Raw genomic sequence first — 25664 nt, forward strand, 5'->3', positions numbered from 1 at the left:
TTTATTCGCTAAAGATTGCAATAAAGCTTTTGTCGCGTTTATAGACTATGATCTTTTTTATTATCGTTCGAACAAACGTAAGATAAGTAGCAAGGTAGAAGAGACTAATAAAGATTCCAAAAAAGTAAAACGAAACAAGATTTATTCCGATCAACAACCCTAAATAGGAAATATACTTGGTCAGAAATTCTTTAATAAATGATATTTTGACCTTTTCGGCTATTTTGACCACACCTTTTTCAGGCGCATAAAATAAGAAATAGCTTATAATGGTATAGATCAAAAATAGCAGCGCGAGCCATATGTAAGAGATCGCAAGATTATGGGTCCGCAAGGTTAGGTACGCATCGAAGAGAATAAGGGTACCTGATATTTCACCAAGATAAGTAGGATGCTTGTCGTTATCGAAATCACCTACTAGAACGTACTTGTCCTTCACACAGTTTTCGAAAAAGTCAGGCCGGTCTATTACTTCCCCCATGTAAAAAAGGTTCGCGTATTTGTCCCCTTTATTAATGGTGTGAAGATCTTGGTTACGGTAATAAAATTCTGGAATAAAAGTATTAAAAGCTATTTGGTTTTTCTCATAGGTAAGTAGATGGTCGTGGTAGAATTTGTCATCCGCCGTATCCATCATAACAAGAGGCAAGCTGCGTAAGGTATCGTTGTAAAATAAAGGATATTTGACAAAGTCACCGCCATTTACTGTATAGTCGGCTGCTCCATATCGGCCGCTGAATAGTGGCTTATCCGGCTTTCCATTGTGTATAGATAGAAATGTAAATACATTACCTGCCTGTTCAAACGGGGCTTTCAACGAAGTGTCATCCGGCGATGGTATCGTGAAAGCAATATCACACAGAACCGTTTTGTATTTTCCTTTGTGCTGATTGAGGATCGTGAAAAACTTCGCAAGCATTTGCCGGTTGGTGATAGGCACACGTCCATAATTCATACCTGTATCATCCACCATAACCTGATCTTTGGAAACGTCTAGACAACAGATACTGTCTTTAACCGGTTTATTATCGATTCGAAAAATGTTGTGTTTCGTGATAGCAAATGCCTTGAAAAATGCAATCTCATCGAACCTTGTTTTTCCGACATACTGTAACATGATCGTGATGACAACCAATAGGATTGCATGTGTTACACATACCACTATTTTAAGGGGAAGCCGTTTTGGGTTAAACATGTTTTGATATTTACCATAGCGTCCAATCTATGAGATTGTTTCCTTCTCTCGTTGTCGGCAACTGTCTGCCTTTCGTCATTGCCGGAACGCGTGTATTTACATATTGTGTCAATCCTGATACCGAACAATGTTCACGATTTAGATATTCAAGAACGCTGGCAGTAAACACAGCATTGGTATCTCCTGTCCTGGCATATTGGTCGGCTGCCGCAGATGAAATGATCGTTGCACCGGTTCTCCTGCTCACGTCGGTAAACATTTGCTGCATTAGTTCGAATAGCCCTTGATTTGCAACTCCGGCATTTCGCTCTTCTTCATCGGCTCTTTGCTGAGCTATCGCATTTAGCTCGTCGATATCCAGATCGTCCGGCAAGTTTATATTGGCTGCTGCAGCGTCTTTGTCGACTTCGCCGCTATGACAGGCGTCGAGGAGGAGCACCTTTTGTCTAGGATGAATACTGTCCAACAAATTTTCGAGTGATTCATAAGGTATTCCACCCGATTGCGGATGATCGAAGTCCACATTATAGCCGGACAAATAGTAATCATAGCTACTGCTAAACAACCCATGACCGGAATAGGCTAAAATAACTTTGTCATTTATCCCTGCTTGCGCTAGCAACCGCTTTCGGCTGCCGACTTTTTCTACAGTGACACTGTCATTGAAAAGTGTATCGACGATACAATTGGCACCAAGCTTTTCCTTAAACCGGAGCGCCAAGCTTCTTATGTCATTGACACTCCAATGAAGAGTATGCTCTCCACTTGCGAATCTATCGGTTGCAATGCCCAGAAAGTATGTATAACCCGCCCCCCTTGTCATATTCTGGTAGGCGACCGGCTTGTGATAACTTTCTGCGCCATTTGAATTTGTGACGGCGGCCTCTATCAAATTGCGGCCTGCCGAAAGCGTAATGTCGACCGTGGTATCCAGGTGTTGCGATTTTTGCTTGGCTAGCCCAATTCCGTTGGCACCGTAGACAGGGACGTGATTTATCCAAACATTTAGGCGATCTAGGGGATGTACTTTGTCGCTTGCTACGATATGTAACCTCAACACGTTGTCAGTCTCTTTGAGGCTGTCCCTATTCATGATTTCGGTAACCGGTGGGTCGTAGTCATTGCTAAAAGTGGTGGTGTCAAGCCTTAGGCGTTCTATACGTTTCAAATAAGCATGATGTGCAGCAGAGATCAATGCTGTATCTGTGCATCCAATTTCCTTAAGCACTTGATCTGGTCTGTTATATTTGACATCTAGCTGCTCAAAGGTAATAGGCTCCAAACTGTCGGTCACATAATGCAATTGTCGAGCGGCGTTCGGTGTGCATTTGTAGTAGCCGGAGGGCAGAAGAGTAAAGTAGTTAGAATGATTGAATATAAAAGAAGTGTATATTAGTTTACCGTTTTCGGCATTCCACAATTTTAAGGTGTGGTCATATGAGCTGGTAACTATCGATTTGCCGGTAGGGGAAAATGCTGCGCCACTGATACCTTCCATTTTTGCTAAAAGAGTGCCAGTAGCAAGTTCCAGTATCTTCAAAAATCCATTAAGTGTCAAAATGGCCATCTTCGTACGATCAGGCGAAAAAAACAATTCGTCAATATACTCGTCTTCCAAAAGACGCCCTTTAGCTGCAAGAAAATAACCTAAAAAGCTGCCATTTCCGGCATCCCATTCTCCTATCCAAGGCTTGGCTGTGGAAAAAATAATCTTTTTGCCATCAGGAGAAAATACCGCGAACTCAATTCTCTCGATGTATTCGAATAAGCTACCCTTCCATGAATGCGTACCATTTAGAACCATGCGTTGAAGTCCTGTTTCGACATCCCAGATTCTCGCCGTTGAATCTCCCGATGTGGTGACAATTTTTCTGTTATCTGGTGAAAAGGCCACGGAAGTTGCCCTGCGTTTGATTCCTTTCACGTCTTTTATCAATTTCCAGGTATCGGTGTCCCATAGCTTTACTGTGGAATCTTTTATTGTTGCAATTTCTTTACCGTCGGGAGATAGTGCAGCAAAATGACCACCCAATTTTTTTAACAATTCTCCGGTTTTACAATCCCAAATTGTAGTGGACTCGCTTTCTTGTAGTATAATCTGCTTATTATTCCGCAAAAATCTAACTGTCGCAAACCTGGGGGGATTCTTCAGCCTTATTACCATCTTTCCTGTCTCGCCATCCCATAGTTCGATATTTGAAGTGTCTGACCTGATTGATGTATACTGAGTGACAATGAGTTTACCATCAGGAGAAATATATTCGGGGTAATCTTTTTGCGCAGGGCCTGCAAATTCCTTTGAAACATTGGCAGTCTTAGTATCCCAAACGCTTATTAAATAATCTCGAGATGCGGTGACTATAGATTTGCCTCCGTGGATAAAAAAAGGATCCCATACCTCGAAGGTAGTTCCGTTCAACACTGTTAAAGGTAAACCCGTTTCTGAATCCCATATTTTAGCGGTATTATCAGATGAAGAAGTGACGATAAGTTTACCATTAGGGGAAAATCTGGCAGAGTTGACGTGATCGGTGTGGCCAACTAAATTTTTAAGAAGCACACCCGTTTGGGCATCCCAGATCTTTGAAGTGTGATCAAAGGAAGAAGTAAGAATCTTTTTGCCGTCAGACGAAAATTCTACGCTGGTAACGTTGGATGTATGACCTTTAAGATCCGCCACAGACGAACCGGTCTGGATGTCCCATATTTTCCCAAATAAAAAAGAAGGAGGTTGAGGATCGTAAGCTGAAATAATAAGCACCTTTTTGCTGTCCGGCGAGAATTTAGCTCTTTCAAAAAATTCAGTTTGAAAATGCGCCACAAGCGCGCCCGTTTCAACATCCCAGATCCGGGCAAATTTATCAGAATAGGTTATCAGCTTTGTGCCATCAGGGGAAAAAATAGCGGTCGAAACAAGGCTTTTGTGCGCCAAAGTTTTTAAAAGCGATCTGGTTTCTGTATCCCAAATTTTTAGAGTACTATCTGAAGTACCTGCTATGAACTTTTTACCATCAGGTGAAAAAGCGGATGAATACTTGGGGCCACGGATATGTAGTGAATCTGTATCGAAAATGTGTTCGCCGGAATTAGCATTCCATATACCAACGGATTGTTGCTGATTTATTATAGTCAAAACCTTTTTACTGTCAGAAGAAATATCAGCATATCTGCTTCTGGTATGCAATGTTGTAAGTGGCAAGCCTGTTCTGCCACTCCAGATTTGCATAGTCCCGCTTTCACTCGTAGTAAGAATGATTTTACCGTCCGAGGAAAACCGAGCCGATAAAACCCGATCGGAATGGCCCTTCAAATCCGCCAGAAACAAGCCAGTCTCTGTATCCCATATTTTTGCTGTTTTATCCGAAGAGCAAGTGACGATCTTTTTCCCGTCCGGAGAGAATTCAGCGTCCCAAACATATACTGTGTGCCCCATTGGGACTGTGACCTTCGGAGTTTGTGCAAAGATTAATGACGTTTGAACGAAGAGAAACAAGAATGACGTGCTTATTCTTCTCACGATTAATTAGTAAAGAAATGGACTGAATTTTTTCCAACAAATAAATTTAATCATTCTTGACTAATCTTAATAGTTTCGTAAGGTAAAGATCCCATAAGTGGGATATAATAATCTGCGATAGAACATTAGACTGTTCTGATCCTTTATAAATAGTGAAAGTAAACGACGCAGTGCCCGATAAGACCTATCTGCTATGGGAGGTCTTCGATGGTTTGGAATTAGTCGTACACTAAATTGTTTTACAGCAAAATTTCGTTGGTGGGCACCTCGAAGTTGATACATCGTCATTTTCTATCAAGTCAATAATTGAGAAGCCAATGGTGGCTGCCTACCTGGACAACTCGTGATTTTTTTGGACATTCGTTAAATAGTGAATAGATTATAGAATATCTGCGTATGCAATTGATAACAGGATTTGATTATGAAGAGTCAATCAACCTCTTAATTACCGACTGTATTTCATCGAAAGTTGTTGAACTAGTGAACCCGCGCCGTATTACCATCCAAACCCGACTCCTCTATAATCTCGCGATCGTAAACCGGGGCATCCACATTGAGTAGCATCTTGTACGAGGGAATCGCCCGATCCATGTTGGACACACCAATTACTGCGCCGGTTATGCCGTCCGTGCAGCGAGCTTTTTGTTGGAACCAGTTATCCCACCAATGATCCCAAAGGCGTTACCATGCCGATCGCGGACGAAAAAGAATTCTTTACCGCGCGGATCTGTTTGGAGTGAAGGTGTAGTAATCTCTGCATTTCCAGAAAAAGCTGAAAAGGCACTGCGGATATCGGGACATTTGATCTTTGCAGAATAAATGCCCAGATCCCCGTATTTCGGTTGTTCTGCCGGTCGGGCCGGCTCGCGGTTTTGAAACTGCCAGATCTCAAAGCCACCCCCACCCTCCAGATTCAGCGACAGCAGGGCCTGACGGCGGTAAATCTGTCCACCGGTATACCGAGTCATTAACCGCGCCTCTGCCACATCGTCGAACACAGGTGTGTCCATACCAAAGAGGCGCGCATATTCTTTTAAACACGTCCTTGCATCGGCTACTCCGATGCCGATCTGCTGAATACCGGAGATATAGTCGGGCATGGTTAAGAATTCTTCCTGAATATACGCTCCAGCTTGACAATTAGTTCATTATCCTTTGGATAACTACCAGTTAAGTCGCCGGCGGTATTTGGCGAACACTTCCTCTTGCGACGCTCCTTTTTTTGTAGAGCTGGATTACCGAGTAATTCGCCCGTTGCACCGGTAGCCAACTGTTCTTTTCGTATTTACGCGCGGAAACCAACGCGTCAACTTTCATGATATTATATCGGGCATTCGCCCGCGCCCGTACGCAGAACTCGTACTCCTCCATGATCTTCATCTCGGTCCGAAATCCGCCCAGCTCTTCGAACAGGTCCCGCCTGATGAACAGTGTCTGATCGCTCCCATACAAATGAAAAGGTCAAACCGGGTAAACCATTCATTGAAAGGAAGCAGCCATTTGTCGGATTCAAAACGCGTTCGGTAGCGACCCATGTCATAGCCTTCAGTAATAGCTGCATGTATATAGTCCCGAAAATTGGCCGGCGGAATAGTATCGGCATGTACAAAATAAAGGACATCGCCTTTGGCATGCTTGGCTCCCCAGTTCATTTGAGCTGCCCTCCCCTTTTTCCGGACAGGCCAGCACAATGGCCCCTTCTTGTGTAGCAATGGCTGCAGTGTCATCACTACTGGCTCCGTCGCACACAAAGATCTTGCAGGTATTACCTCCATATTTCACCAATGGGGAAGGAGCCTGGCTATTATAATGGCTTCACTGAAAACAGGGATGATGATGCTTAATTGCATTTTGAATATTGATCACTAAGATCCTAAATTAAGCGCATACCGATATCTCTCGATCAGGAATGAAATAAACTGAAGTCGCGGTTGATCTATTAAATAGAAGGATCTCAAGTTCTTGGCAATCATATTCCAATTATTACCTATTCGTCCACTGTATTCAAACCAGATTCATTTCTGTTTTCGAAAAAATTATTTTGGTGAATTCGTGTGTCACCTTATCTTCGTTTTGACAGGGAAAAAGCGTGCAAAAAGAACAATACCAGCACACTACGTATTAGCTTATTTGGCATATGTCACTTAAAAGACACAAGTGGCTTACAACAAATTGAGGCTCAAATGGATACGAATCCAGTCTTGGGCACAGAATTTAGAAAAAGGCAATCCGGCAACGGGTTGCCTTTTTCGTTTTATCGATATTCCTTGCCGGTAGCGGGATTTCGAGGAATGTCCCCTTTGACCGGCTTATTGCAATCTACAGGTACCGCACCCATCCTTTTTCCGGGTGAGCGGTCTTATAACGGTCATACCAGCGGCAGAGCGGCCACAGCGCGATCACCACAACGATCCACAGCACATAGATCCAACCAAGGCTGACACCGCTCGGCCCCTCCGGTCGTCCGAAATTGAAGCCGAAGCGGTAGTCGACCGGGCGGTAGCCCTGCAGAGCGATGATCACGAACAGGATCGGGTGAATGAGGTACCAATGCACGATGAAATAAAAGAGCGGCACGCGGCCGTATACGATGGCGATGGCAGCTCCTTTCCCGCGGGCGCCTTCGGTAGCAGCCAGCAGCAGGAACATGATGCCCAGCATCGCCAGGGTGAACGAAAGGGACGGCGGGTATTTGGAAACGTTCAGGAAAGAAAGGATCGTGAAGACCGTATTTTTCTGCTCCTCCCAGGGAACCGTGTCGCCATATACATTCAACCCGCGCAGCAAAAAGAACAAGGCCAGCGACGCCAGGCCGATCCGGACAAACAAGCGCTTCCGGTCCGTTTCGCTACGTAAAAACAATCGGCCGGCGGCGAAGCCCGTCAGCAGAATGCCCAGCCAGGGAATGGGCGGGTATCCCATCACAAACGTCCGTCCGGCGCCGAACGAATAGGCGGCCGGGCCGAACAGCGGCATCAGGATCTTTTTCAAAGGGGCGCCCTCGGCGATGGGCAGCATCAGCGCCGCATCGTGCAAGAAAATGATCGAGAGTCCGATGATGGCGATGGTCCGGACCGAAGCGTTTAGCAGCAATCCCAATACGATGAAACCGGTGCCGATGGTGGCGATCACATCAAAGAGCAGCACCCCGAACCGGATATCGAACCAGATGCCGAAGTTGACCAGCGTGAACTCCAGGAGGATGAGCGAGAGGCCCCGGGTGAACAGGAAACGGCGCGCAGCAGCGCGGTCGCCGCGGCGCTGCAGTGACAGGAAGGCCGAAGCGCCCGACAGGAACACGAAGGTCGGCGCGCACAGGTGCGTGATCCAGCGCGTGAAAAACAAGGCCGGCGTGGTCGTGGCGAGGTCGGTGGGCTGCTGTGTGATGGACGACACGTGGAGCAGGTCGCGCGTGTGATCGAGTGCCATGATGATCATCACCAGGCCGCGAACGATATCCAGACTGCGGATGCGGTTCATGTCAATGGTTTGTGGTGCTGTGAAGCTTAAAAAGGCGCAAGGCATTTGCCACGGCCTGGTGCAGAATCGTTCCGTGGTCTTCATCGGGCAGGTAGTCGAACTCCACATGCACCAGCCGGCTTTTCGAAGCACGCAATTTGTCGGCGAGCAGGTTCGCATCCACTTCCATCACCCGCGGAATATCGCCCGGCACCACGCCTTCCTTGCCCACCCCTACGTACACCTCGAGCGGATGGCTGAAGCCCTCCCGGAGCAGGTCGGGCTTACGTTCCAGCAAGGAACCGTTGTCCCACCAAAGGCTGGGGCTGACAATGATATAATGCGTAAACAGTTCCGGCTTCGTCAGCAGCACTTCCGTGGCCAGCAGGCCGCCGAGCGACTGACCGATCAGCGTGCGTGTGCCCGTACAGCGGTAATGCGTTTCCACGAAGGGTTGCAATTCTTTTTCCAGGAAAGAAATAAAACGCGCCGACTTCCCCGTGGTCGGGTAACGCGTGCGGTCTTTTTCGTTGCGGGTGGGATAGGTGAAATCGCGGCGGCGGTCTACCGTGGCGATGCCCACCACGATCGATTTGGGCACGCGGTCCACCCAGGGAAAGCTGTTGAACTGGTAGAGTCCGGCAATATGAATGAAGTCCTCATCGGCCGAACCATCCAGCAGGTAGACTACGGGGTAGCGTGCCGTATCGTTGGCCCTGTATCCTTCCGGCAGGTAGACGTTCAGGATACGTACTTCACCGAGTTCCTTCGACGGTAGCTCCTCGATCTTTCCCAGCACAAAGGGACGTTCCTTGGGTGCGCTGGCTTCGGGTTCCTGGGCGGCACCGTGCAAGCCCATTGACAGGAGAAAAATCAAAAACAGGATGCGGTTCATACAGATCTTTTTTTCGAGCGCCGGCGGCACAGCGCAGGCATCCTGCGAATCTAGCGGCTATCCCTGACCGCAGCGATCATTTTCCACCAACAACACTTTTCGGCGCACGGAAAACACCCTGCGCCTGCAGTTCAGCGCTGCGCGTCGAGCGCGGCCAGCACCGCTTCCTTGTAATTGCGGCCAATGGGCAACTGCTTGCCGCCTACTTCCACGTCGGTGGCTGAAAACGTATCGATCTTGTCCTGCGCCACGATGAACGAGCGATGGATCCGAAGGAAGTGGTTCTGCTGCAGCAATTCCTCGATCTCGCTGAGCGGGTACTTGGTCAGGATGGACCGGTTGTGCGTGCTGATACGGATGTATTCGCGCAGGCTTTCGATGTACAGGATCTCGTCGAGGCAGACCTTCACGCGCCGCTTGTTGACGTTGAAAAACAGGTGCGGCCGCACATCGGCTCTTGTGACCGGGATAGCCTCGAAGGGCTTTCCCGGCGCCGCCTGCAGCTTGTTCACGGCCATGAGAAACCGGCTCCATTCCACCGGCTTCAGCAGGTAATCCACCACGTTGAGTTCATAACCCTGGAGCGCGTAATCACTATACGCCGAAACCACGATCACCCTTGGCGGATGGGCGAGCGTGCGGATGAAATCCAGCCCCTTCATCTTGGGCAGGTGTATATCTAAAAAGATCAGGTCGATGGGTTCACGTTGCAGCACGTCGAGGGCGAAGAGCGCGTCGGGGCAAACGGCCCGCAGGTCAAGAAAAGGTACCTGGCCGATGTATTCCGCCAGCACCTCGGCCGCAAGCGGCTCATCTTCCAGCAGCAGGCAACGGATCGTTTTCATATTGCAGGTTAACAGTCAAAGTAGCACTAAACATCCGGTCGCTGTGTTCCAGGGTCAGCGCGTAGCCGGGATAGGTCAATTCGAGCTGCCGGCGCACGTTTTTCAATCCGATGCCCTCCCCTGCTCCACCCGGCGCGGCGCTCTCGGTGCTGTTTTCAATTACGAAGGTAAGGCGCCCGGCCTGCAGCAACAGGTCGATGTGTATGTAGGAGTCGTGGTGACTGTCGGCGGGCCCATGCTTAAAGGCGTTTTCTACGAAAGGCAGCAGCAGCAGCGGCAGCACGGGCTGTGCATCGTTGTCGATCTCGCGGTAAAAGTTCACGGTCAGGCGGCTGTCGTAGCGGATCTTTTCGAGCTCGATATAATCGTCGAGCAGGCGCACTTCTTCGGCGATACTGATCCGCGGCTTCGCGCTTTCGTACAGCATAAAGCGCAGCAGCTTCGACAGGCGTAGGATCACCTCGGGCACCGCGTCGGAGTTTTTCCGCGCCAGGGCATATATATTATTCAATGTGTTGAACAGGAAATGCGGGTTGGTCTGGTTGCGCAGGAAGCGCAGCTCCGACTCCAGCTGCGCCTGCAGAAGCGCAGATTCGCGGAGGCCCGCGGCGCGCTGCTGACGGAACAACCGGATGGCCAGGGCCGCGCCACCGACAAAGCCGATGTCCATCAGTGCCACCAGGAAACCGAGCGCGTACCACAGGGGCTGGCCGCTGCGCCAATGGTAAATATACGGATCGATGACGTACACCACCAGCGACCGGTACAGCACCAGCGACAGCAGCAGGGCCAGCACCGTATGCAGAATGCGGCGCCCCTGCCCGATCGATTTTTCGGTACTGCCCAGCCCGAACCGGAACACCCAGTAGGTAAACAGCATTTTTGGCAACAGCAGCACAGCGCAGTTGGCCATCGCCAGCAAGCCGTCCGCCCCGGGTGTTTGCGCCAGGCGGGTACCATTGACGAAAAAGATCAAAAGCACGTTTTGAAAAAAATAGAGCAGCCAGAACAATGCGTGCAGCAGGACTCTTTTCATGGAACATCCAAGTTGCGAAAAAAATCCGCAGCCGCCTCCAAAAAAACTGCGGGCGACGGCTACCGGCGCACAAACAGCAGGCTGCCGCACAGCACTGCCGCTTCCCCCGTACTTTTACGTTCGCCGGTCTTCTCACCCCGGCGCCACAACGAAACCCCTATGACCCGACTTTCCTTATTTGCCCGCGCGCTTACGCTCCTGATCCTTTCCGGCACCGGCATTACTTCCGGCGCCCAAACCGACCACACACCCGACTGGAGCAAGGGCATCGTCTGGTACCAGATCTTCCCGGAGCGCTTCCGCAACGGCGACGCGTCGAACGACCCGAAAAAGAGCGACCTCAGCGGCGCGTATCCCTTCGATGATTCGTCGGCCTTCCAAACGCATCCCTGGACGAGCGACTGGTACCAACTGCAGCCCTACGAAGTGGCCAATGGCAAGAACATCTGGTTCAACCTGCAGCGCCGCCGCTACGGGGGCGACATCCAGGGCATGATCGACAAGCTCGACTACCTGAAGGCGCTCGGCGTGGAAGCCATTTATACCACCCCGTTGTTCTGGTCGCCTTCGTCGCATAAATACGATGCGCTGATGTACCACCACATCGATCCCACCTTTGGCCCCGACCCCGAAGGCGACAAGCGCCTCATTGCCGCAGAAAACCCGCTCGACACGGCTACCTGGGCCTGGACGGCCGCCGACAAGCTGGCGCTCAAATTGATCGACGAGGTGCACCGTCGCGGAATGCGGATCATCTTCGACGGTGTGTTCAATCACGTGGGCATCCGCAATTTTGCGTTCCAGGACCTGGAGAAAAACCAGGAGGCCTCGCCGTACAAAGACTGGTTCATCGTGCAAAGCTGGCGCGACAGTGCCAAGGGAACGCCCTTCCGCTACAAAGGCTGGTTCGGCGTGCGCACCCTGCCCGAATTCCGCGAAGACAGCGGCGGCATTGTGGCCGGTCCGAAGCAGTATATCTTCAACGCCACACGTCGCTGGATGAACCCGATGAATAAAGGCATCGCCCACGGCATCGACGGCTGGCGCCTCGACGTAGCCTACGACGTGAGCCATGCCTTCTGGAAAGACTGGCGCCGCCACGTGCGCTCCATCAACCCGCAGGCTTACATGACCGCCGAGCTCGTAGACCCGATCGAAAAGACCCGTCCCTATCTCATGGGCGATGAGTTCGACGCCACCATGAACTACAACTTCGCCTTCATTGTACACGACTTCTTTGTGCAGGACAGCCTCGGCATTACGGCAACGGCTTTCGACAAGCGGCTGAAGGACCTCCGGGAGGCCTTCGGGAGTGCTGTGGCCCTCAACATGCAAAACCTGATGAACAGCCACGATGCCACGCGTATTGCCAGCGCCGTGGCCAACCCCGATGGCAAGCGCTTCGGCGACTGGGGCCCCTATTTCAACTGGAGCCAGAAAAGCAACAATGCAAACTATAATGCCCGCAAGCCGACGGCGGAGCAGCGCAAAAAGCAACGCCTGATCGCTGCCTTCCAACTGCTGTACCTCGGCGCGCCGATGATCTATTACGGGGACGAAGCCGGCCTCTGGGGTTCGAACGATCCCGACTGCCGCAAGCCGATGCTGTGGCGCGAGTTCAAATACGATCCCGAGACGGCCAACCCCGACCAGTCGAAGCACGAAGCCGACAGCGTTGCCTTCGATCCCGAGTTGTTCGGCTGGTACCAGAAGTTCATCGCCCTGCGCAAGAAATACCCGTCTATCCGCACCGGCAGCTATGAGACCCTCAGCGCCAACGATACCGACCGGGCCTATGCCTTCAGCCGCGTGCTGGGTAAGGAAGAGGTGATTGTGGTCATCAACCGGGGCAGCCGGGCGCTCGAATTCGCCCACGGACGCCTTAAAAAGCGAACGTTCCGCGACGCCTTTACTGGGAAAAGCGTGCGGAACGTTCAAGTGGCGCCTATGGGGATCGCGGTGCTGGTAGCCCGCTGATCCCGGGCGTCAAAAAATAAGTGCAGCAGGAGCGGTACCTCTGCGGAACCGGCGCATCGCAGGTGCGGTTGTTCCTGCTGCGGTGCAGCTCTTGCCGTATCGGGTGTTACGATTGGTCGTCGGAGCGGGGTACCGTCTCGTCGCTGGTCTGGCAGATGGTCAACTCGTAGCGGCTGCTGAGGCTGAGCTCGAACTCACGGTCAGAAATGAGGGTGCCGACAGCGCTGTCGTTGAGCAGCACCTGCGCCAGGCTCGAGGCCAGGGGGTGGTCAATGATCACTTCGGTGGTTTTGCCGTTGCAGATACGGATGTCGAACTTATAGCCCGATTTGCGGGTGAGGCCGATGCGTTCGAAATCGTTGGCGTTCAGTTTCAGCACCTGGCTGCCCGTCAGAGCGCGCTTCATAACGATGCGGATCACCGGCAGGTACTTTTGCCAAACAATTTCGTAGTTATAGGAGGTCTTCATAAAAAAATAGTTCAAAGATAGTGATGCCGTGCTTGCGCGCGGCTTCGGCCGTAAAGCCTTAACAGAGCTTTGTCTCCATCGGTGCCCGGCGGGGTCGCGGATTGGATCGCCGGTGACCGCTCCTAGCGGCGGCGGGTGCGGGGTGTCCACACAGCGCCGTTGCCGACCTTATAAGAGCCTTTCTGTACCCGCACTTCGGGCGCTTCCTCCACCACGATGCTGTGGCCGTGCCAGGTGGAACCGTTGAGTGCTTCGATGGCGCGCTGACCTTCGGCATCGCCCAGCTCCACGTAGCCGAAGCCCCGGGAAAGGCCCGTAAAGGCGTCCTGCGCGATCTCGGCTGAAGCTACCGGTCCGTACGAAGTAAAATGGGCCGCCAGCGCTTCCTGGTCTACAACGGCATCGAGATGATAGATAACAAGTCTCATAATTTGTTCAAGGGGGAAAAGTGAAAGGATCTGGCGCAGGATGAATGCCGTGGGGCGCAAACCGAAGTGCGGAGAAGAGGCGTTGTGCGGCAATTGGAAACCGGCAGCAGGCCCTAAAGGTAGTCTTAAATCAGGCGCCGTGCGGGATTATTCCGCTACGGCCCTGCTGCGGGCTCAACCTTAGCAAATAGTTGGCGCAAATGTCCGGCTTAAAGCGTATCTTCACCAAGTCAAGCATTGAGCCTCGCATTCAGTACCAGCTAATTATCCTGCATCGCGCACTTACCTGCCTTACGCATCTTAGTTACTCTTTTACTCCTTGCCTTTCTCAGAGCATTTTAATCAGCATACAAATAAAAAGTATGAACATTTACGTTTCGAACTTAAGCTTCAGCATTCAGGATGGCGATCTGAGAGAGTTTTTTACCCCCTATGGCGAGGTAACTTCGTCTAAAGTAATCATGGACAAATTCACGGGCAAGTCGAAAGGCTTCGGCTTCGTGGAAATGAGCGACGATGAGTCTGCCAAAAAAGCGATCACCGAACTCGACGGCGCTTCCGTTGACGGCCGTACCATCCGCGTGATGGAAGCCCGCCCGAAGGAAGACCGCCCCGCCCGCAGCGACAACGGCGGCCGCGGCAACCGCTGGTAATATAGTGTAAGGGCCTCCGTTGGAGGCCTTTACTTTCTCAAGCTCAACCGTAAACCCGACGGCTGACCGGATGCATCCGGCTCCGACGGGAATTATTTTTAAAAAGCAAAAATTTGCATGGCCAGATCAAAAGAAACATTCAGCAAGAAAGAAATCGAAAACCGCAAGCGGAAACAAAGGCAAGAAAAGAAGGAGCGCATGGCTGCCCGGAAAGAGCATGGACCCAAATCCTTCGACGACATGATCGCCTACCTTGACGAGAATGGCAACCTGAGTACGACGCCGCTCGATATCAAGAATAAGAAAGTGTACAAGCTGGAAGAGGTTCCTGACGCCGTTCCCAAGGCGGAGGCCTACATTCCCGACAACCAGATGCACCAGGGCACGGTGCAATATTTCAGCAAATCGAAAGGATTCGGATTTATCCAGGACGGCACCACCGGCGAACGCATCTTCGTTCACAAGGACCAGTGCAACTTCCCGATTACCGAAACCGACAAGGTCACTTACCTGAAGCGCATGGGCGACCGTGGGCTGATGGCCATGAATGTGCGCAAAGCGTGATGATCGAATTGCCAGAGACCTGATATTTGCACGAAGGTGTTCATCAGGAAGCTGTCCCTCCCCCTTCCTACCCCGAAAACAAGCTCACTATGGCGAAAGTCAAATTCGACACGCGGAATACCGCTTTTTACCAATCCCTGAAGCGGGAAACAGAAAAGTACTTTCAGCAAAACGGCATCCGTAAGACCGGCAACTGGAAACTTTATTCCAAAGCACTGGTACTCCTGCCCGCAGCCGCGGGCATTTACTCGTTCCTGCTGTTCGGCAATCCGCCGATATGGCTGGGACTTTTGCTTTGTTCCATCATGGGACTGGTGATTTCAAGTATCGGCTTCAACATTATGCACGACGCCTGCCACGGCTCCTATTCGAGCCGCAAGTGGGTCAACGAAGTACTGGGCCTGTCGCTCAATTGTATCGGCGGTAATGCCTTTTTCTGGAAGCAAAAGCACAATATCCTTCACCATACCTACACGAACATTGAAGGTCTGGACGATGATATCGCGCAAAGCCGCCTCCTCCGGCAAAGCCCCACACAGGAGTGGCTGCCAATCCACCGCTACCAGCATCGCTACCTGCCGCTGGCCTATGCGCTCACACTCTTTGTGTGGATCGGCCTGCGCGACTTCGATAAGTATTTCAAGAAGCGCATTCATACTACGCCGCTGCAGCCGATGAACACAAAGGAACACGTCTTGTTCTGGCTTAGCAAGACCCTCTACGGGTTCTTCTACGTGGCACTGCCGATCTACCTGCTGGGCTTTGGCGCCTGGGCGGCCGGCTTCAGCGCGATGTGCGTCACTGCGGGCATCGTTCTCTCTTACACCTTTCAGCTGGCGCATGCCGTGGAAGGACCGGAGTTCGAAGCCGTTGGTCTCGACGAGCGCGTGCTTGAAAGCGAATGGGCAGCCCACCAGGTTCGCACCACCGCCAATTTTGCCCCGCGCAACAAGCTTATCAACTGGTACGTGGGCGGCCTCAACTACCAGGTGGAGCACCACCTGTTTCCCCGCGTGAGCCATGTTCATTACCCGGCCCTGAGCAAGATCGTACAGGAGCAATGTGCCCTCCACGGCCTCCCCTACTACAGCTTTCCCACGGTGGGCAAGGCGCTTTCCTCGCACATGCGCACCATCCGCAAACTTGGTGAAAAACCGAAGGTTGCAGAGACGCAGGAGCTGGCAGTAGCCTAGCCTTTCCGATCCGAAAAATATAGGCAGCCCGTCAGGGCTGCCTTTTTTGTTACCAGCAACGAGGTAGCGGCATTTTACCTGGCCTGACCTATGCGGCTCCACTTCAGGTATCCGAGGTGCAGCTCATCTTCCGGGCCGGCGGCAGGCTCCAGCCGTAAGGCGTAGCGCTCCCGTATTTCTACGGGAAGAATGTCCAAAACGTCGGCAATGTCGTCTACATCGATGCCGTACTTGTCGTCGATGTGCGATTCGGCACCCTTGAAACCCGTGTGCTTGTAAAACGCGCTGCGCCGTGCGGCAGCGATAGCGCCGGACTTGTCGCGGGCCGCTACGACCATCTTGTAATGAAACTCCTCGAATTCTCCCGGCTTGTAGCCGCCGAGGTTTACAAAAAAAACCCGCAATTCACCCGGCACGGCATCGGCGCGGTCAACCACCTGCACCCTGTAATCGCCCACCTGGCGCACGGATCGCCAGGCATCGATGTGAAGCGTTCCCCCGTCGGGCCAGAAGTTGCGGATGGCAGGCCGTGCGTCGGCGAGGCTTTCGGCGATCGTGAAGAAGATGTCGTGCTGCTCGGTATGGCGCCCCTCCGGGCGGCAGCCAAGGAGGATCATGAATAGCTGGAGGCTCATCCTACAAAGCTAGCCGGTGGTCATCGAAACGTTAAAAAAAGGGTTGCAAACGTCGGTTCCTGCCAGAATACTCAATAGTGAGTATTCGCGGGCAGCGGCCGGCGCCGGAATTTTCGCCCATGATGCACCTCAAGCCTTTCGCCCGCCCAGCCGCGGTGCTGCTCCTGGTACTCCTGCTACTGCAGGCCGGAAACGCCTCCGCGCAGACCAGCATGGACGTGGAAGTGACCGTAGTGGACGATCGCCAGCAACCCCTCCCCGATGCCCGGGTGCAGCTGCTGGAACTGGCTACCCACCGACAGCTTGAGCAAAGCTCCGACGGCCGGGGCATAGCGCAATTCCGGCTCGATAAGGCTGGCGAATACCAGGTGTCGGTTAACGACCAGGTGCAAAGCAGCGACCCGGTGGTCGTGCGGGCCAACCAGCACGGCAGCACCAGCCTCTACCTCACGTACAACCCGTCGCTGCAGGAGCGCACGCGCCGGCAAACCTTCGACCGGAGCAGGCTCGCGGATATAGCGGTGCAGGGACAGGTAGCGCCCGCAGACGTGGCTGAAGGTTACAACCGCATCGAGATCGAAGTGGTGAACAGCGCCCGTCAGCGCCTTCCCGGGAAGCGCGTTTGCCTCGTGAGCCTCGCCAACCGTAAGCGCTACGTGGCCTTCAGCGATGCCTCGGGAATGGCCTACTTTCACCTGCCGGGAAAAACAGCCTACGACATCGACGTGGAGGAACAACTCAATGCCTCCTTTATCATTCAGGACCAACTAGAAGGTTATACGCTTTCGCAGACCGTTGTTTACGACCAGTACGACATGACCGAAACGCGCCGCAACGACACGGTGCTGCAGCAGATCCGCCTACCCGTGGAAGACAAGCACTCGCGGGCCGTGTACCGCATCAGGGTGCGCCGCGATGGCAAAACCTGGAACAACGGACTGCTCTTCCTCGACGAGATCGGCACGCGAACGGTGTACAAAGGCCGCACCGACGGCAAGGGCGAAGCTGTATTTATACTGCCCTTCGGAAAGAAGTACCTCGTGCATTTTCCTTACGAGCGCGACGTGGACGTGGTGAATCTGGAAGATGCCCGCAACATCGCCGCCGGCTCGCTCGACCTTACCTACCTGCCCAACCCCGCACTGGAGCACCCCGAACGCTTTGTGCCCACACCGGCGCAACTGATGCTCACCGACTTCCCGTATTACCACCGCAACCCTTACCCGCTGGATCCTGCGGCACCTTCGCCGCTGTTGCTGCGCGCGGGCGGCATCGGTCCCGAAGCGGTGCTCGAGATCGGCCTCAGCGCCCGCGCAATCGAGGGATCGGCAAGACCGCCGCTCAACATGGCCTTTCTGCTCGACATCAGCGGTTCTATGTCGGGTTATGAGCGGATCGAAAGTCTCAAACGCGGCCTCATTGCAGTGCTGGGCAAGCTTCGCGAGCGCGACGTGCTGTCCATCACCCTGTTCAACGACAACCAGCGCCTGCTACTGCCGGCACAAGCGCTGGGTAAAGACCGGGAGAAGATCATTGCGCTGGTACAGGGCATCGAGCCTTCAGGGGGCACCGATATGAAAGCAGCGCTGGAAACGGCCTACACACAAGCCACGCGCTTCTACCGCCCCGATGGGGCCAACACGCTGGTGCTGCTCAGCGACGGCTACGACAGCAATCCCATAGAAACACTGCTGGCGGTGCAGGCTCCGTGGAAGGACAAGATCTTCTGCACGGCGATCGGCGTGGGCAACGACTATAATTATGACCTCCTCAAGCGCCTGGTGAGCAACGGCGCCGACCTGCTGCAGCAGGCCCACGAAGGCGCCGAACTGGAACGCCTTTTTTCCGAAAAGCTGATCACGCTGGGCCAGCCCGCTATGCGCGACCTCCGCGTTGAGGTACGTGTGGAAGGAGGGCTGACGCTGCGCCAAACTTTCGGGCTACGCAACGTAACGCAGGTACCCGGCGGCTTCAACGCCACGCTACCGGACCTTTTCCCTGGCCAGGAATTGCCGGCACTGGTTTCTTTTACCCGTGGCGCCGCTGCTGCGGGTGCAGCACGCGCCACGGTTATGCTATCTTATATCAATGCACAAACCGGCCGGCGCGAACAACGGACGGAGCAATGGTCGCTACAGGAAGGAGGGAGTCCCAATGCGGGTTTTGAAGAACACCGCAAGCTGTACGCCGTAGCATTTGCCAACGACTGCCTGCTGCGTATGGCGCGCAGTTTCGAGCAACAAAAATGGAGCGATTGCAAGCGTGCGCTGGACGAGGGACAGGCCCGGCTGCAGTCTCTTTATTCCGGCACAAACGATGCGGACATCCAGGTGCTGGCCGGCAAATTCCAGCTTTATGTTACCGCCCTGAAAAATATTGCCTACCAGCAAAAGATCGGCAAGTAATTTTTTTCGGCTAGGCATCGCGTTTGGAATTCTGGAAATAAATCCTACCTTACCACCGCCAACACAAACTCCTGCGCAGGCAAAACCATTTTATGCCTGCGATACTGCTTACGAATAATCGTGTATCGATTCCCACAATGCGTGCGCTGCGCGACCGCTTCCAGGGAGTATACACACCCATACCCGCTTCCGACGACTACGCCGAGCTGACCTTTGCAGCTGCGGGTGTTGGTCTCCCCCTCCATGCATTGGAGCCGGAAGCGCTTTTTACGGAATTACACCAGCTCCTGCAAAACAACCCGGAGCTCGTAGTGATCTCCTTTGGCTTCCCCCTGCGCATTCCGGCAAGCTTTCTCGCAGGTGCCGGTCATCGCTTTTACAATGTTCATTTCAGCCTGCTTCCACGCTATGCCGGCCCCGTACCGGTATTCTGGCAGCTCCGCGCCGGCGACCCGAGCGGTGGCGTCACCGTGCACCAGATGACGGAGCGGATAGACGCCGGGCCGGTGGCGGCACAACAAGCTGTAAACCTGTTCCCGGGCGAAACCTACGGTCTGTACACCGCACGACTCACCGCTGCTGCCTTTCCACTTGTGCAAACCTTGCTCGACGGCTTCGCCAACGGCGGTGGGCCAAAATTACGTCCGCAGGATGCCACGCTGCGGACCTACCAGCGCAAGCCACGGGAAAAAGACCTGCTGATCGACTGGGACACCCAACCGGCCGGCGCCATCGAACACCTCGTCAACGCCTGCAACCCCATCGCCACCGGCGCCTGGACCTGGTTTCGCGGACAGCCGCTGCAGATCTTAGAAGTGAGCCCGGCTGAAGGCACGCTAAAGGCTCCGGCCGGCACCATCGTGCACGCCAATCCCGTGCAGGGCCTGTTCGTCTGCTGCTGCGACGGTAACCTGCTGCGCATCAACGTGGCGAAACTTCCCGAAGGCATTCTTTCCGGCGGTAAGCTGGCCGCCATCGGCTTCCGGCCGCAGGAGTGCTTCGATAAAGGCACCATCGCGTCCCCCACAACCGTCTCTCATTAATTCATCATAAAAAACAAAAAGAACATGGAACCACTTCTCGCAGAAATCAAATTATTCGCTGGCAACTTCGCCCCCCAGGGCTGGTACTTCTGTGACGGCGCTACAATTGCCATCAGTCAGAATCAGGCACTGTTTTCCCTGCTGGGCACCACCTACGGCGGTGACGGCGTAACAACCTTCAAACTCCCCGACCTGCGCGGCCGTGTGCCGGTACACGCCGGTGCCGGGCAAGCCGGTCCCGGACTTTCGCCCTACCAGCCCGGCCAGATTGGCGGCACGGAAAATAACTCCCTCAATGCTACCAATATGCCCGCACACGTGCAACCCTTGCCGGCACCGCGCAGCTGATGGTGAAAAACGCCAACGCCGACTCCGCCGCACCTGCCAAGAACACCGTTCTTGGTATCGTAAACGACGGCCAGCGTGAAGCAGCACAGTACCCTGCGTACGCAACGGGCACAGCAGACACCACCCTGAATGATGGTTCGATCGGTGGCACTACCGGTATGGCCGGGGGCAGCCAGCCGTTCAACAATATGCAGCCTTACCTGGCGCTCAATTACATCATTGCCTACGAAGGCGTTTACCCCTCGCGCCCTTAAGCCGGCCGGGATAAATCCATTGATCAATTAACAACCGCTCCTTCTTTCATCGCAAAAACAATAATCATGGAACCTTTTGTCGCTGAGATCAAGATATTCGCCGGCAACTTCGCCCCCCAGGGCTGGTTTTTTTGTGATGGCAGCCTCCTGCCGATCGCCCAGTACTCCACCCTCTTTTCACTGCTCGGCACCACGTATGGTGGTAACGGCCAGAATACCTTCGCCCTCCCCGACCTGCGCGGCCGCGTGCCGATGCACGCCGGTGCCGGCCAGCCCGGACCGGGTCTTCCGGCGCACTCGCTCGGCGAAATAGGCGGCTCGCAAACCAACACCCTCACTGCCGCCAACCTGCCCGCGCACAACCACAACCTGGCCGGCACCGCACAGCTGATGGTGAAGAACGCCAATGCTGATGCTGCTGCTCCCAGCAAGGCAACCGTACTTGGCATTGTGAACGACGGCCAGCGCGAAGCGGCGCAATATCCCGCCTATGTTACCGGCACGCCGGACACTACCTTGAACGATGGTTCGATTGGTGGCACTACCGGTATCGCCGGCAGCAACGTCCCGGTGAACAACATGCAGCCCTACCTCGCCCTGAACTACATCATCGCCTGGCAAGGCATTTACCCGTCGCGCCCCTGATCCCTCCCGGATCCCCGAAAAAAAACCGCGTCCGTAACAGGACGCGGTTTTTTTAGCTGACCTAGATCAATACAAAATCTAATCTCTACATTTACTAAGCATCTTTCCAGATCCTGCCTAAGCGTTTTCACCGGCACGTACGGTAAGATGCTAAACTGAACGGATCGTATTTCAATCAACCGCTTCCGAACGGAGACGCTGTCGCCAAAGCCCCCTATATGCCACCCCTCAAACGCCTGTTCCGGATCTCTTTTGCGCTGCTGTTCACCGTGGTGCTCTTCAACCTGGTCCTTTACTTCCTGATAAGCGATAAGACCCGTCAAAACAAGTTGTACGAGGAAGGAGAAAACACGGCGTCGAGCCAGCAGATCTACATGCAGCAGATCGTAGGCAAGATCGCCGCCCTTTCCATCCATCATCATTTTTCCGAAGAGCAGTTCGCCAACCAGCTGACCTACCTGCGGGAGGCAACGGAAAGTTTTCGCAGCGGGCAAAATGAATTGCGCCGCACGGTCGGGCAGATCAAAAGGAACCCCGCGGAAGCGGTGCTCCTCGAGCGAGCCGACACGGCGTACCAGGAGCTCTACCGGCAGGCCGTGGCGCTGCTGGAACACCCACAGAAGAACAGTAATGAATGGAGTGATGCAGGACGGCTGTATGCTGCCTCGGCGGTATACCTGCCCGCGATGAAAGAGTTACACGACCAGCTCCGTGCCGATGAGGTCAGCTCGGAAGAACGGATCGAGCATATGAACCGGGCCATCATCATCTCCCTCATCGGCTGTCTCATCTACCTGATCGTGCTGGTGATCGCACCGATCTTCCGGCAAAGCGCGCGCAACTACGAAAAGCTCCAGCGCAGCCTGGAAGAGGTACGCAAAACCGAGGCGCTTCTCCAGGATTCGGAGCGGAAATACCGCTACCTGTTCGAATACAACCCGATGCCGATGTGGATCTTCGACCGCGCCACGCTGCGCTTCCGGGAAGTGAACCATATGGCGGTGCAGCATTACGGCTACAGCGCCGAGGAATTCGGGCAAATGACCATTCTCGAAATCCGCCCCGGGCAGGATCACGAACGGGTGCTCGGTCTTACCCGCGATGAACGCGAGCCGGGCCATGCGCGACAGCAAGGGCAGTGGGTGCATCACAAGAAAAACGGCCAGGCGATTTTTGTAGAGATCATCTCCCACCCCATCGAATACGACGAGCGGCCCGCTATGCTGATCCTCGCCAAAGACGTTACACGCCACATCGAGCTGCAAAATGAGCTGGTGGAAGAAAAGATCGCCCACCAGCGCGAGATCGCGCGGGCGACGGTAATGGTCCAGGAAAAGGAGCGCAACGAGATCGGCCGGGAGCTCCACGACAATGTGAACCAGATCCTCACGTCGGTGAAGCTGCACCTCGAATTCATGGGGCAGACGGAAGCCGATCGCGAAAAGCACCGGCTTGCCAGCGTGGGAATGGTATCGACGGTGATCCAGGAGATCCGCCGCCTGTCGCGGTCGCTGGTGCCGCATACGCTCAACGACGTTGGCCTGCTGCTCGCCATCGGCGACCTCACCGAAAACCTAAACCTGCTGGGAACCGTCCGCTTCCGGTTTGAATACGATGGCCTGGACGAAGACAAGCTCCCCGCCGGTCTCAAGCTGACGCTGCTGCGGATCATCCAGGAGCAGACCACAAACATTCTCAAGTACGCAAAGGCGACCGAGGCCCGCACGGAACTGGTGCAGCAGGGCGATAGCCTGCGGCTGCTCGTTGCCGACAACGGCATCGGATTCAACCCCACCGATCATCGCAACGGCATCGGGCTCACCAACATCATGAACCGGGCGGATATCTACAATGGAAAGCTGTCGCTGCAGGCCGCTCCGGGCATGGGCTGCCGCCTCGAAGTGGCCTTCAGCCTCGAAAAGGTGCGGCGCCTGAAACGGCAGCCGGCCGCCGACCTCGGAGCTTAAGCGAAGGCCGGCAATCCCTGGCGGCGGCGCTCATCGCGCTCAAAGCGTAGCAGGCGCTCAGCCTGGATCTTTTCCTGGATCGCCACCGGCAGTACCAGCTGGTTGAATTCCACCGCATTGGCGGCCCACTCGTCCAGGATCAGCGCGATATCGGCGATGGTCTTTTCCGCATTGACGCGCATCCGTACCAGCTCACGGGTATTGCCCTCGATCGGCGTGTGGCTGTACTCGGTGTATTGAACATGCGCAGGCGTAACGGTGAGTCCTTCATCGCAGCTGCGCATCGGCAAAATATCGGTAAGGAATTCTTCCGAAGAGAAGGGCACCTTATACGTATAATAAAATGTCTTTTCCTTGTGCCGCAACTTGTAGCCCTCGGGCCCCTCGTCAGGCAGCACGTCCTTTTTATGTGTGTCTTCCTTGGCCTTGTCGGTGAGCAACTCGGGAATATAGATGAGGTGCTCTTTCAACAGGGTTTCGGGCAGGCTGAAATCGGCCAGCGCTTCATCGGTTAACTGGTGTACGGCAATTTCCAGCATATTAAGCCGGCGTTCGAATAGATAGTGCATACGGGCCTTCTTTCGGACTGTGGGTGCAAGAAACAGACCAGCAACCTCAACCCATGGCATGGGAGCCTTGCGGCAATTCAGGCGAGCCGGCGGTGATTTGTTCGGGTTGCTTGCGGCCGGTAGTCAGGAGGAGGGCCGCGATGGAGGCGCCCAGCAGGCCCACGGCGATCAGCATACTTTTCATAGTCGATTGTTTTCCGAACAGGTGCAAGCGCTGTACCATAAAAACAGAAGCGCCCGTTGGGGCGCTTCTGTCTCTGTATATAGACCTAACTCCTGCCTCGTTACTGGCCGCCGCTGGCGTCCATGGCATCACCCTTCACTTTGGTCTCACCTTTTTTCGTCTTGATCTTCAGTTTCTTGCCGTCTTCCGTCTTGATCTTGTGCTTATACTTCGGATCGGCGCTGTTGGTGCTGTTGACCGCTTCGGTCGTTGTACCGTTATCGGTAGACGTATTGTTTATATCGGTGCCCGTACCGGTGCTCATCGACGAGTTGGTACCCATACCCGACGTGTTGTCGCCGGTGGCGGGGGTCGTCATCGTGGCAGAATCGGCTTTGGCGGCGTTGTTGGAGTTGTCCATCAGTTCGCCGTTGGCCATATTCTCGTCATCGTGACGGAACACGTCGATCGCGGCGAACGAGGAACCGTCCTCACCGATAAATTCATTGCGGGCCATACCGCCGTCGAGGGTATTGATCTGGTAGGCGTCCTGGCCGTTGGCAGCCTTCACGCGGGAGATCGAGTAGAGGTTGCTGCCATACGTGTTCAGCGCACGGGTCACTACTTCTTCAGGAATGTAGCCGTTCAGCACCGGCAGGGCTACCGAGTAGCTGTTACCGTTGGGAGCATAGTACACCATCACGTTGCGGTTCTGGTTGTTGAAGCTCGCGCGGTACCAGTCGCCCGACTGCTGCCAGGTGGGATTGAACGCCGTGGGGTAGTCGCGCTGCAGCGAGGTGCTGAAGTTGCCGGGGACGGCCGTAGCAGCGCCATACGCGGGATAATTGCTGTTGCTCTGCATCGAGCCCTGTGTGTTTTGCATACCGTCTACACCGGTCGTCGTGCTGCTTTGCAGCGTGCCGGTGGTGTTGCTGTTGCCCGGGTTCACTACCGGCGAACTGGTAGCAGGCAGTCCCGTAGACGGAGTTGTGCCCGTCATGTTGTTCGTCGTGGGGGCATTGCCGTTCACACTGGTATTGGTGCCCGAAGGATTTTCCTGCGGGTCGGGGGCCGTGGGGGTGCCCGGTGTGTTCACGGTCGAAGGTGCGTTTGTTTGCTGCGTGTTGGTGCCAGACGAAGTGGTGTTCGTCGTATTCTGCGCCCAACCCATTGCTCCGGTACCCAGCAGGGCTGCCAGGGCAAGAATTGACTTTTTCATAGATCAGTGTTTTTTTTGTTAATCAATGACTGACCTGTTAAAACAAGTACAGTGCCGGTCACGACTCTGCCACAGGAAAAAATCCAGGCAACCGTAGTTCTACGGCCTGTCGATTTTCCACTACGTTTCTTACTGTCATCTCCTGCCTGGGTGAAAAAATGCTGTACCCTGCACCTCCGGTTACA

The 25664-nt window shown here is 54.0% G+C and carries 24 protein-coding genes; 10 read left to right on the plus strand and 14 right to left on the minus strand.

Annotated features, from left to right (window positions below; all coding sequences use genetic code 11):
- Position 1 precedes the first annotated feature (1 nt).
- The 8 genes from E0486_RS03045 to E0486_RS03080 form a co-directional block, all read right to left on the minus strand.
- Entirely contained in the window at positions 2 to 1195 is a 1194-nt protein-coding gene (locus E0486_RS03045; protein ID WP_131850666.1) for a CHASE2 domain-containing protein, read from the minus strand.
- A 10-nt stretch (positions 1196 to 1205) separates the two neighbouring features.
- Positions 1206 to 4712: a caspase family protein gene (locus E0486_RS03050; protein WP_131850667.1), complete on the minus strand. Its 3507-nt coding sequence runs from the start codon at positions 4710 to 4712 to the stop codon at positions 1206 to 1208.
- Positions 4713 to 5329: 617 nt separating this feature from the next.
- A complete protein-coding gene (locus tag E0486_RS03055) occupies positions 5330 to 5812 on the minus strand; it encodes a VOC family protein (RefSeq protein ID WP_131850668.1) in 483 nt (160 codons plus the stop codon).
- A gap of 276 nt (positions 5813 to 6088) precedes the next feature.
- A complete protein-coding gene (locus tag E0486_RS19340) occupies positions 6089 to 6487 on the minus strand; it encodes a glycosyltransferase (RefSeq protein WP_131850669.1) in 399 nt (132 codons plus the stop codon).
- Positions 6488 to 7031: 544 nt separating this feature from the next.
- On the minus strand, positions 7032 to 8192 hold the full coding sequence (locus tag E0486_RS03065) for an acetyltransferase domain-containing protein (RefSeq protein WP_131850670.1): 1161 nt from the start codon (positions 8190 to 8192) through the stop codon (positions 7032 to 7034).
- Between the two features lies 1 nt (position 8193).
- Entirely contained in the window at positions 8194 to 9066 is an 873-nt protein-coding gene (locus tag E0486_RS03070) for an alpha/beta hydrolase (RefSeq protein ID WP_131850671.1), read from the minus strand.
- Positions 9067 to 9197: 131 nt separating this feature from the next.
- Complete coding sequence (locus E0486_RS03075) at positions 9198 to 9911, minus strand: LytR/AlgR family response regulator transcription factor (protein ID WP_131850672.1); 714 nt, start codon at positions 9909 to 9911, stop codon at positions 9198 to 9200.
- Positions 9877 to 10947 (minus strand): sensor histidine kinase, encoded by a 1071-nt coding sequence (locus E0486_RS03080; RefSeq protein ID WP_131850673.1) that lies wholly within the window; start codon positions 10945 to 10947, stop codon positions 9877 to 9879. The genes E0486_RS03075 and E0486_RS03080 overlap by 35 nt, the downstream gene beginning before the upstream one ends.
- Positions 10948 to 11106: 159 nt before the next feature.
- Here E0486_RS03080 and E0486_RS03085 point away from each other — a divergent pair, with 159 nt between their 5' ends.
- On the plus strand, positions 11107 to 12924 hold the full coding sequence (locus E0486_RS03085; protein ID WP_131850674.1) for a glycoside hydrolase family 13 protein: 1818 nt from the start codon (positions 11107 to 11109) through the stop codon (positions 12922 to 12924).
- A gap of 106 nt (positions 12925 to 13030) precedes the next feature.
- On the opposite strand, the gene E0486_RS03090 is transcribed toward E0486_RS03085, so the two are convergent.
- Entirely contained in the window at positions 13031 to 13393 is a 363-nt protein-coding gene (locus E0486_RS03090; protein WP_131850675.1) for a hypothetical protein, read from the minus strand.
- A 122-nt stretch (positions 13394 to 13515) separates the two neighbouring features.
- On the minus strand, positions 13516 to 13821 hold the full coding sequence (locus E0486_RS03095) for an RNA recognition motif domain-containing protein (RefSeq protein ID WP_131850676.1): 306 nt from the start codon (positions 13819 to 13821) through the stop codon (positions 13516 to 13518).
- A gap of 362 nt (positions 13822 to 14183) precedes the next feature.
- On the opposite strand from E0486_RS03095, the gene E0486_RS03100 reads away from it, so the two are divergent.
- The 3 genes from E0486_RS03100 (at position 14184) to E0486_RS03110 (ending at position 16231) form a co-directional block, all read left to right on the plus strand.
- Complete coding sequence (locus E0486_RS03100) at positions 14184 to 14474, plus strand: RNA recognition motif domain-containing protein (RefSeq protein WP_131850677.1); 291 nt, start codon at positions 14184 to 14186, stop codon at positions 14472 to 14474.
- 198 nt (positions 14475 to 14672) lie between these two features.
- Positions 14673 to 15038 (plus strand): cold-shock protein, encoded by a 366-nt coding sequence (locus tag E0486_RS03105; RefSeq protein ID WP_165917169.1) that lies wholly within the window; start codon positions 14673 to 14675, stop codon positions 15036 to 15038.
- Positions 15039 to 15127: 89 nt separating this feature from the next.
- Positions 15128 to 16231: a fatty acid desaturase family protein gene (locus tag E0486_RS03110; RefSeq protein ID WP_131850679.1), complete on the plus strand. Its 1104-nt coding sequence runs from the start codon at positions 15128 to 15130 to the stop codon at positions 16229 to 16231.
- 74 nt (positions 16232 to 16305) lie between these two features.
- On the opposite strand, the gene E0486_RS03115 is transcribed toward E0486_RS03110, so the two are convergent.
- On the minus strand, positions 16306 to 16866 hold the full coding sequence (locus E0486_RS03115) for a DUF1543 domain-containing protein (RefSeq protein WP_207906191.1): 561 nt from the start codon (positions 16864 to 16866) through the stop codon (positions 16306 to 16308).
- A gap of 119 nt (positions 16867 to 16985) precedes the next feature.
- On the opposite strand from E0486_RS03115, the gene E0486_RS03120 reads away from it, so the two are divergent.
- The 6 genes from E0486_RS03120 to E0486_RS03140 all read left to right on the plus strand — a co-directional run bounded on the left by E0486_RS03120 (position 16986) and on the right by E0486_RS03140 (position 23528).
- Positions 16986 to 19271, plus strand: coding sequence for a VWA domain-containing protein (locus E0486_RS03120; protein WP_131850680.1), 2286 nt, complete (start codon positions 16986 to 16988; stop codon positions 19269 to 19271).
- A 92-nt stretch (positions 19272 to 19363) separates the two neighbouring features.
- A complete protein-coding gene (locus tag E0486_RS03125) occupies positions 19364 to 20314 on the plus strand; it encodes a methionyl-tRNA formyltransferase (protein WP_131850681.1) in 951 nt (316 codons plus the stop codon).
- A gap of 24 nt (positions 20315 to 20338) precedes the next feature.
- Positions 20339 to 20662 (plus strand): phage tail protein, encoded by a 324-nt coding sequence (locus E0486_RS19170; protein WP_243697359.1) that lies wholly within the window; start codon positions 20339 to 20341, stop codon positions 20660 to 20662.
- Complete coding sequence (locus tag E0486_RS19175; protein WP_243697360.1) at positions 20662 to 20916, plus strand: phage tail protein; 255 nt, start codon at positions 20662 to 20664, stop codon at positions 20914 to 20916. The genes E0486_RS19170 and E0486_RS19175 overlap by 1 nt, the downstream gene beginning before the upstream one ends.
- Before the next feature lie 66 nt (positions 20917 to 20982).
- Positions 20983 to 21561 (plus strand): phage tail protein, encoded by a 579-nt coding sequence (locus E0486_RS03135; RefSeq protein WP_207906192.1) that lies wholly within the window; start codon positions 20983 to 20985, stop codon positions 21559 to 21561.
- A 218-nt stretch (positions 21562 to 21779) separates the two neighbouring features.
- A complete protein-coding gene (locus E0486_RS03140; RefSeq protein WP_131850683.1) occupies positions 21780 to 23528 on the plus strand; it encodes a sensor histidine kinase in 1749 nt (582 codons plus the stop codon).
- Here E0486_RS03140 and E0486_RS03145 read toward each other — a convergent pair.
- From E0486_RS03145 to E0486_RS03150, 3 genes are all read right to left on the minus strand, one after another.
- A complete protein-coding gene (locus E0486_RS03145) occupies positions 23525 to 24097 on the minus strand; it encodes a hypothetical protein (RefSeq protein WP_131850684.1) in 573 nt (190 codons plus the stop codon). The two genes, E0486_RS03140 and E0486_RS03145, sit on opposite strands and share 4 nt — an antisense overlap.
- Before the next feature lie 46 nt (positions 24098 to 24143).
- On the minus strand, positions 24144 to 24281 hold the full coding sequence (locus E0486_RS18720) for a hypothetical protein (protein WP_165917170.1): 138 nt from the start codon (positions 24279 to 24281) through the stop codon (positions 24144 to 24146).
- A 100-nt stretch (positions 24282 to 24381) separates the two neighbouring features.
- The gene (locus E0486_RS03150) at positions 24382 to 25479 is read right to left on the minus strand and encodes a hypothetical protein (RefSeq protein ID WP_131850685.1); all 1098 of its coding nucleotides are present in this window, start codon (positions 25477 to 25479) and stop codon (positions 24382 to 24384) included.
- Between the last annotated feature and the right edge of the window lie 185 nt (positions 25480 to 25664).

It is taken from the genome of Flaviaesturariibacter aridisoli (genome assembly GCF_004343705.1).
GTDB classification, from domain to species: domain Bacteria; phylum Bacteroidota; class Bacteroidia; order Chitinophagales; family Chitinophagaceae; genus Flavisolibacter; species Flavisolibacter aridisoli.

What these genes read in the sequence shown, in the direction of transcription:
- E0486_RS03045 (WP_131850666.1), bottom strand. Translation starts at nt 1,195, where the DNA reads ATGTTTAACCCAAAACGGCTTCCCCTTAAAATAGTGGTATGTGTAACA.
- E0486_RS03055 (WP_131850668.1), bottom strand. Translation starts at nt 5,812, where the DNA reads ATGCCCGACTATATCTCCGGTATTCAGCAGATCGGCATCGGAGTAGCC.
- E0486_RS19340 (WP_131850669.1), bottom strand. Translation starts at nt 6,487, where the DNA reads ATGGAGGTAATACCTGCAAGATCTTTGTGTGCGACGGAGCCAGTAGTG.
- E0486_RS03065 (WP_131850670.1), bottom strand. Translation starts at nt 8,192, where the DNA reads ATGAACCGCATCCGCAGTCTGGATATCGTTCGCGGCCTGGTGATGATC.
- E0486_RS03070 (WP_131850671.1), bottom strand. Translation starts at nt 9,066, where the DNA reads ATGAACCGCATCCTGTTTTTGATTTTTCTCCTGTCAATGGGCTTGCAC.
- E0486_RS03075 (WP_131850672.1), bottom strand. Translation starts at nt 9,911, where the DNA reads ATGAAAACGATCCGTTGCCTGCTGCTGGAAGATGAGCCGCTTGCGGCC.
- E0486_RS03080 (WP_131850673.1), bottom strand. Translation starts at nt 10,947, where the DNA reads ATGAAAAGAGTCCTGCTGCACGCATTGTTCTGGCTGCTCTATTTTTTT.
- E0486_RS03085 (WP_131850674.1), top strand. Translation starts at nt 11,107, where the DNA reads ATGACCCGACTTTCCTTATTTGCCCGCGCGCTTACGCTCCTGATCCTT.
- E0486_RS03090 (WP_131850675.1), bottom strand. Translation starts at nt 13,393, where the DNA reads ATGAAGACCTCCTATAACTACGAAATTGTTTGGCAAAAGTACCTGCCG.
- E0486_RS03095 (WP_131850676.1), bottom strand. Translation starts at nt 13,821, where the DNA reads ATGAGACTTGTTATCTATCATCTCGATGCCGTTGTAGACCAGGAAGCG.
- E0486_RS03100 (WP_131850677.1), top strand. Translation starts at nt 14,184, where the DNA reads ATGAACATTTACGTTTCGAACTTAAGCTTCAGCATTCAGGATGGCGAT.
- E0486_RS03105 (WP_165917169.1), top strand. Translation starts at nt 14,673, where the DNA reads ATGGCTGCCCGGAAAGAGCATGGACCCAAATCCTTCGACGACATGATC.
- E0486_RS03110 (WP_131850679.1), top strand. Translation starts at nt 15,128, where the DNA reads ATGGCGAAAGTCAAATTCGACACGCGGAATACCGCTTTTTACCAATCC.
- E0486_RS03115 (WP_207906191.1), bottom strand. Translation starts at nt 16,866, where the DNA reads ATGAGCCTCCAGCTATTCATGATCCTCCTTGGCTGCCGCCCGGAGGGG.
- E0486_RS03120 (WP_131850680.1), top strand. Translation starts at nt 16,986, where the DNA reads ATGATGCACCTCAAGCCTTTCGCCCGCCCAGCCGCGGTGCTGCTCCTG.
- E0486_RS03125 (WP_131850681.1), top strand. Translation starts at nt 19,364, where the DNA reads ATGCCTGCGATACTGCTTACGAATAATCGTGTATCGATTCCCACAATG.
- E0486_RS19170 (WP_243697359.1), top strand. Translation starts at nt 20,339, where the DNA reads ATGGAACCACTTCTCGCAGAAATCAAATTATTCGCTGGCAACTTCGCC.
- E0486_RS19175 (WP_243697360.1), top strand. Translation starts at nt 20,662, where the DNA reads ATGGTGAAAAACGCCAACGCCGACTCCGCCGCACCTGCCAAGAACACC.
- E0486_RS03135 (WP_207906192.1), top strand. Translation starts at nt 20,983, where the DNA reads ATGGAACCTTTTGTCGCTGAGATCAAGATATTCGCCGGCAACTTCGCC.
- E0486_RS03140 (WP_131850683.1), top strand. Translation starts at nt 21,780, where the DNA reads ATGCCACCCCTCAAACGCCTGTTCCGGATCTCTTTTGCGCTGCTGTTC.
- E0486_RS03145 (WP_131850684.1), bottom strand. Translation starts at nt 24,097, where the DNA reads ATGCACTATCTATTCGAACGCCGGCTTAATATGCTGGAAATTGCCGTA.
- E0486_RS18720 (WP_165917170.1), bottom strand. Translation starts at nt 24,281, where the DNA reads ATGAAAAGTATGCTGATCGCCGTGGGCCTGCTGGGCGCCTCCATCGCG.
- E0486_RS03150 (WP_131850685.1), bottom strand. Translation starts at nt 25,479, where the DNA reads ATGAAAAAGTCAATTCTTGCCCTGGCAGCCCTGCTGGGTACCGGAGCA.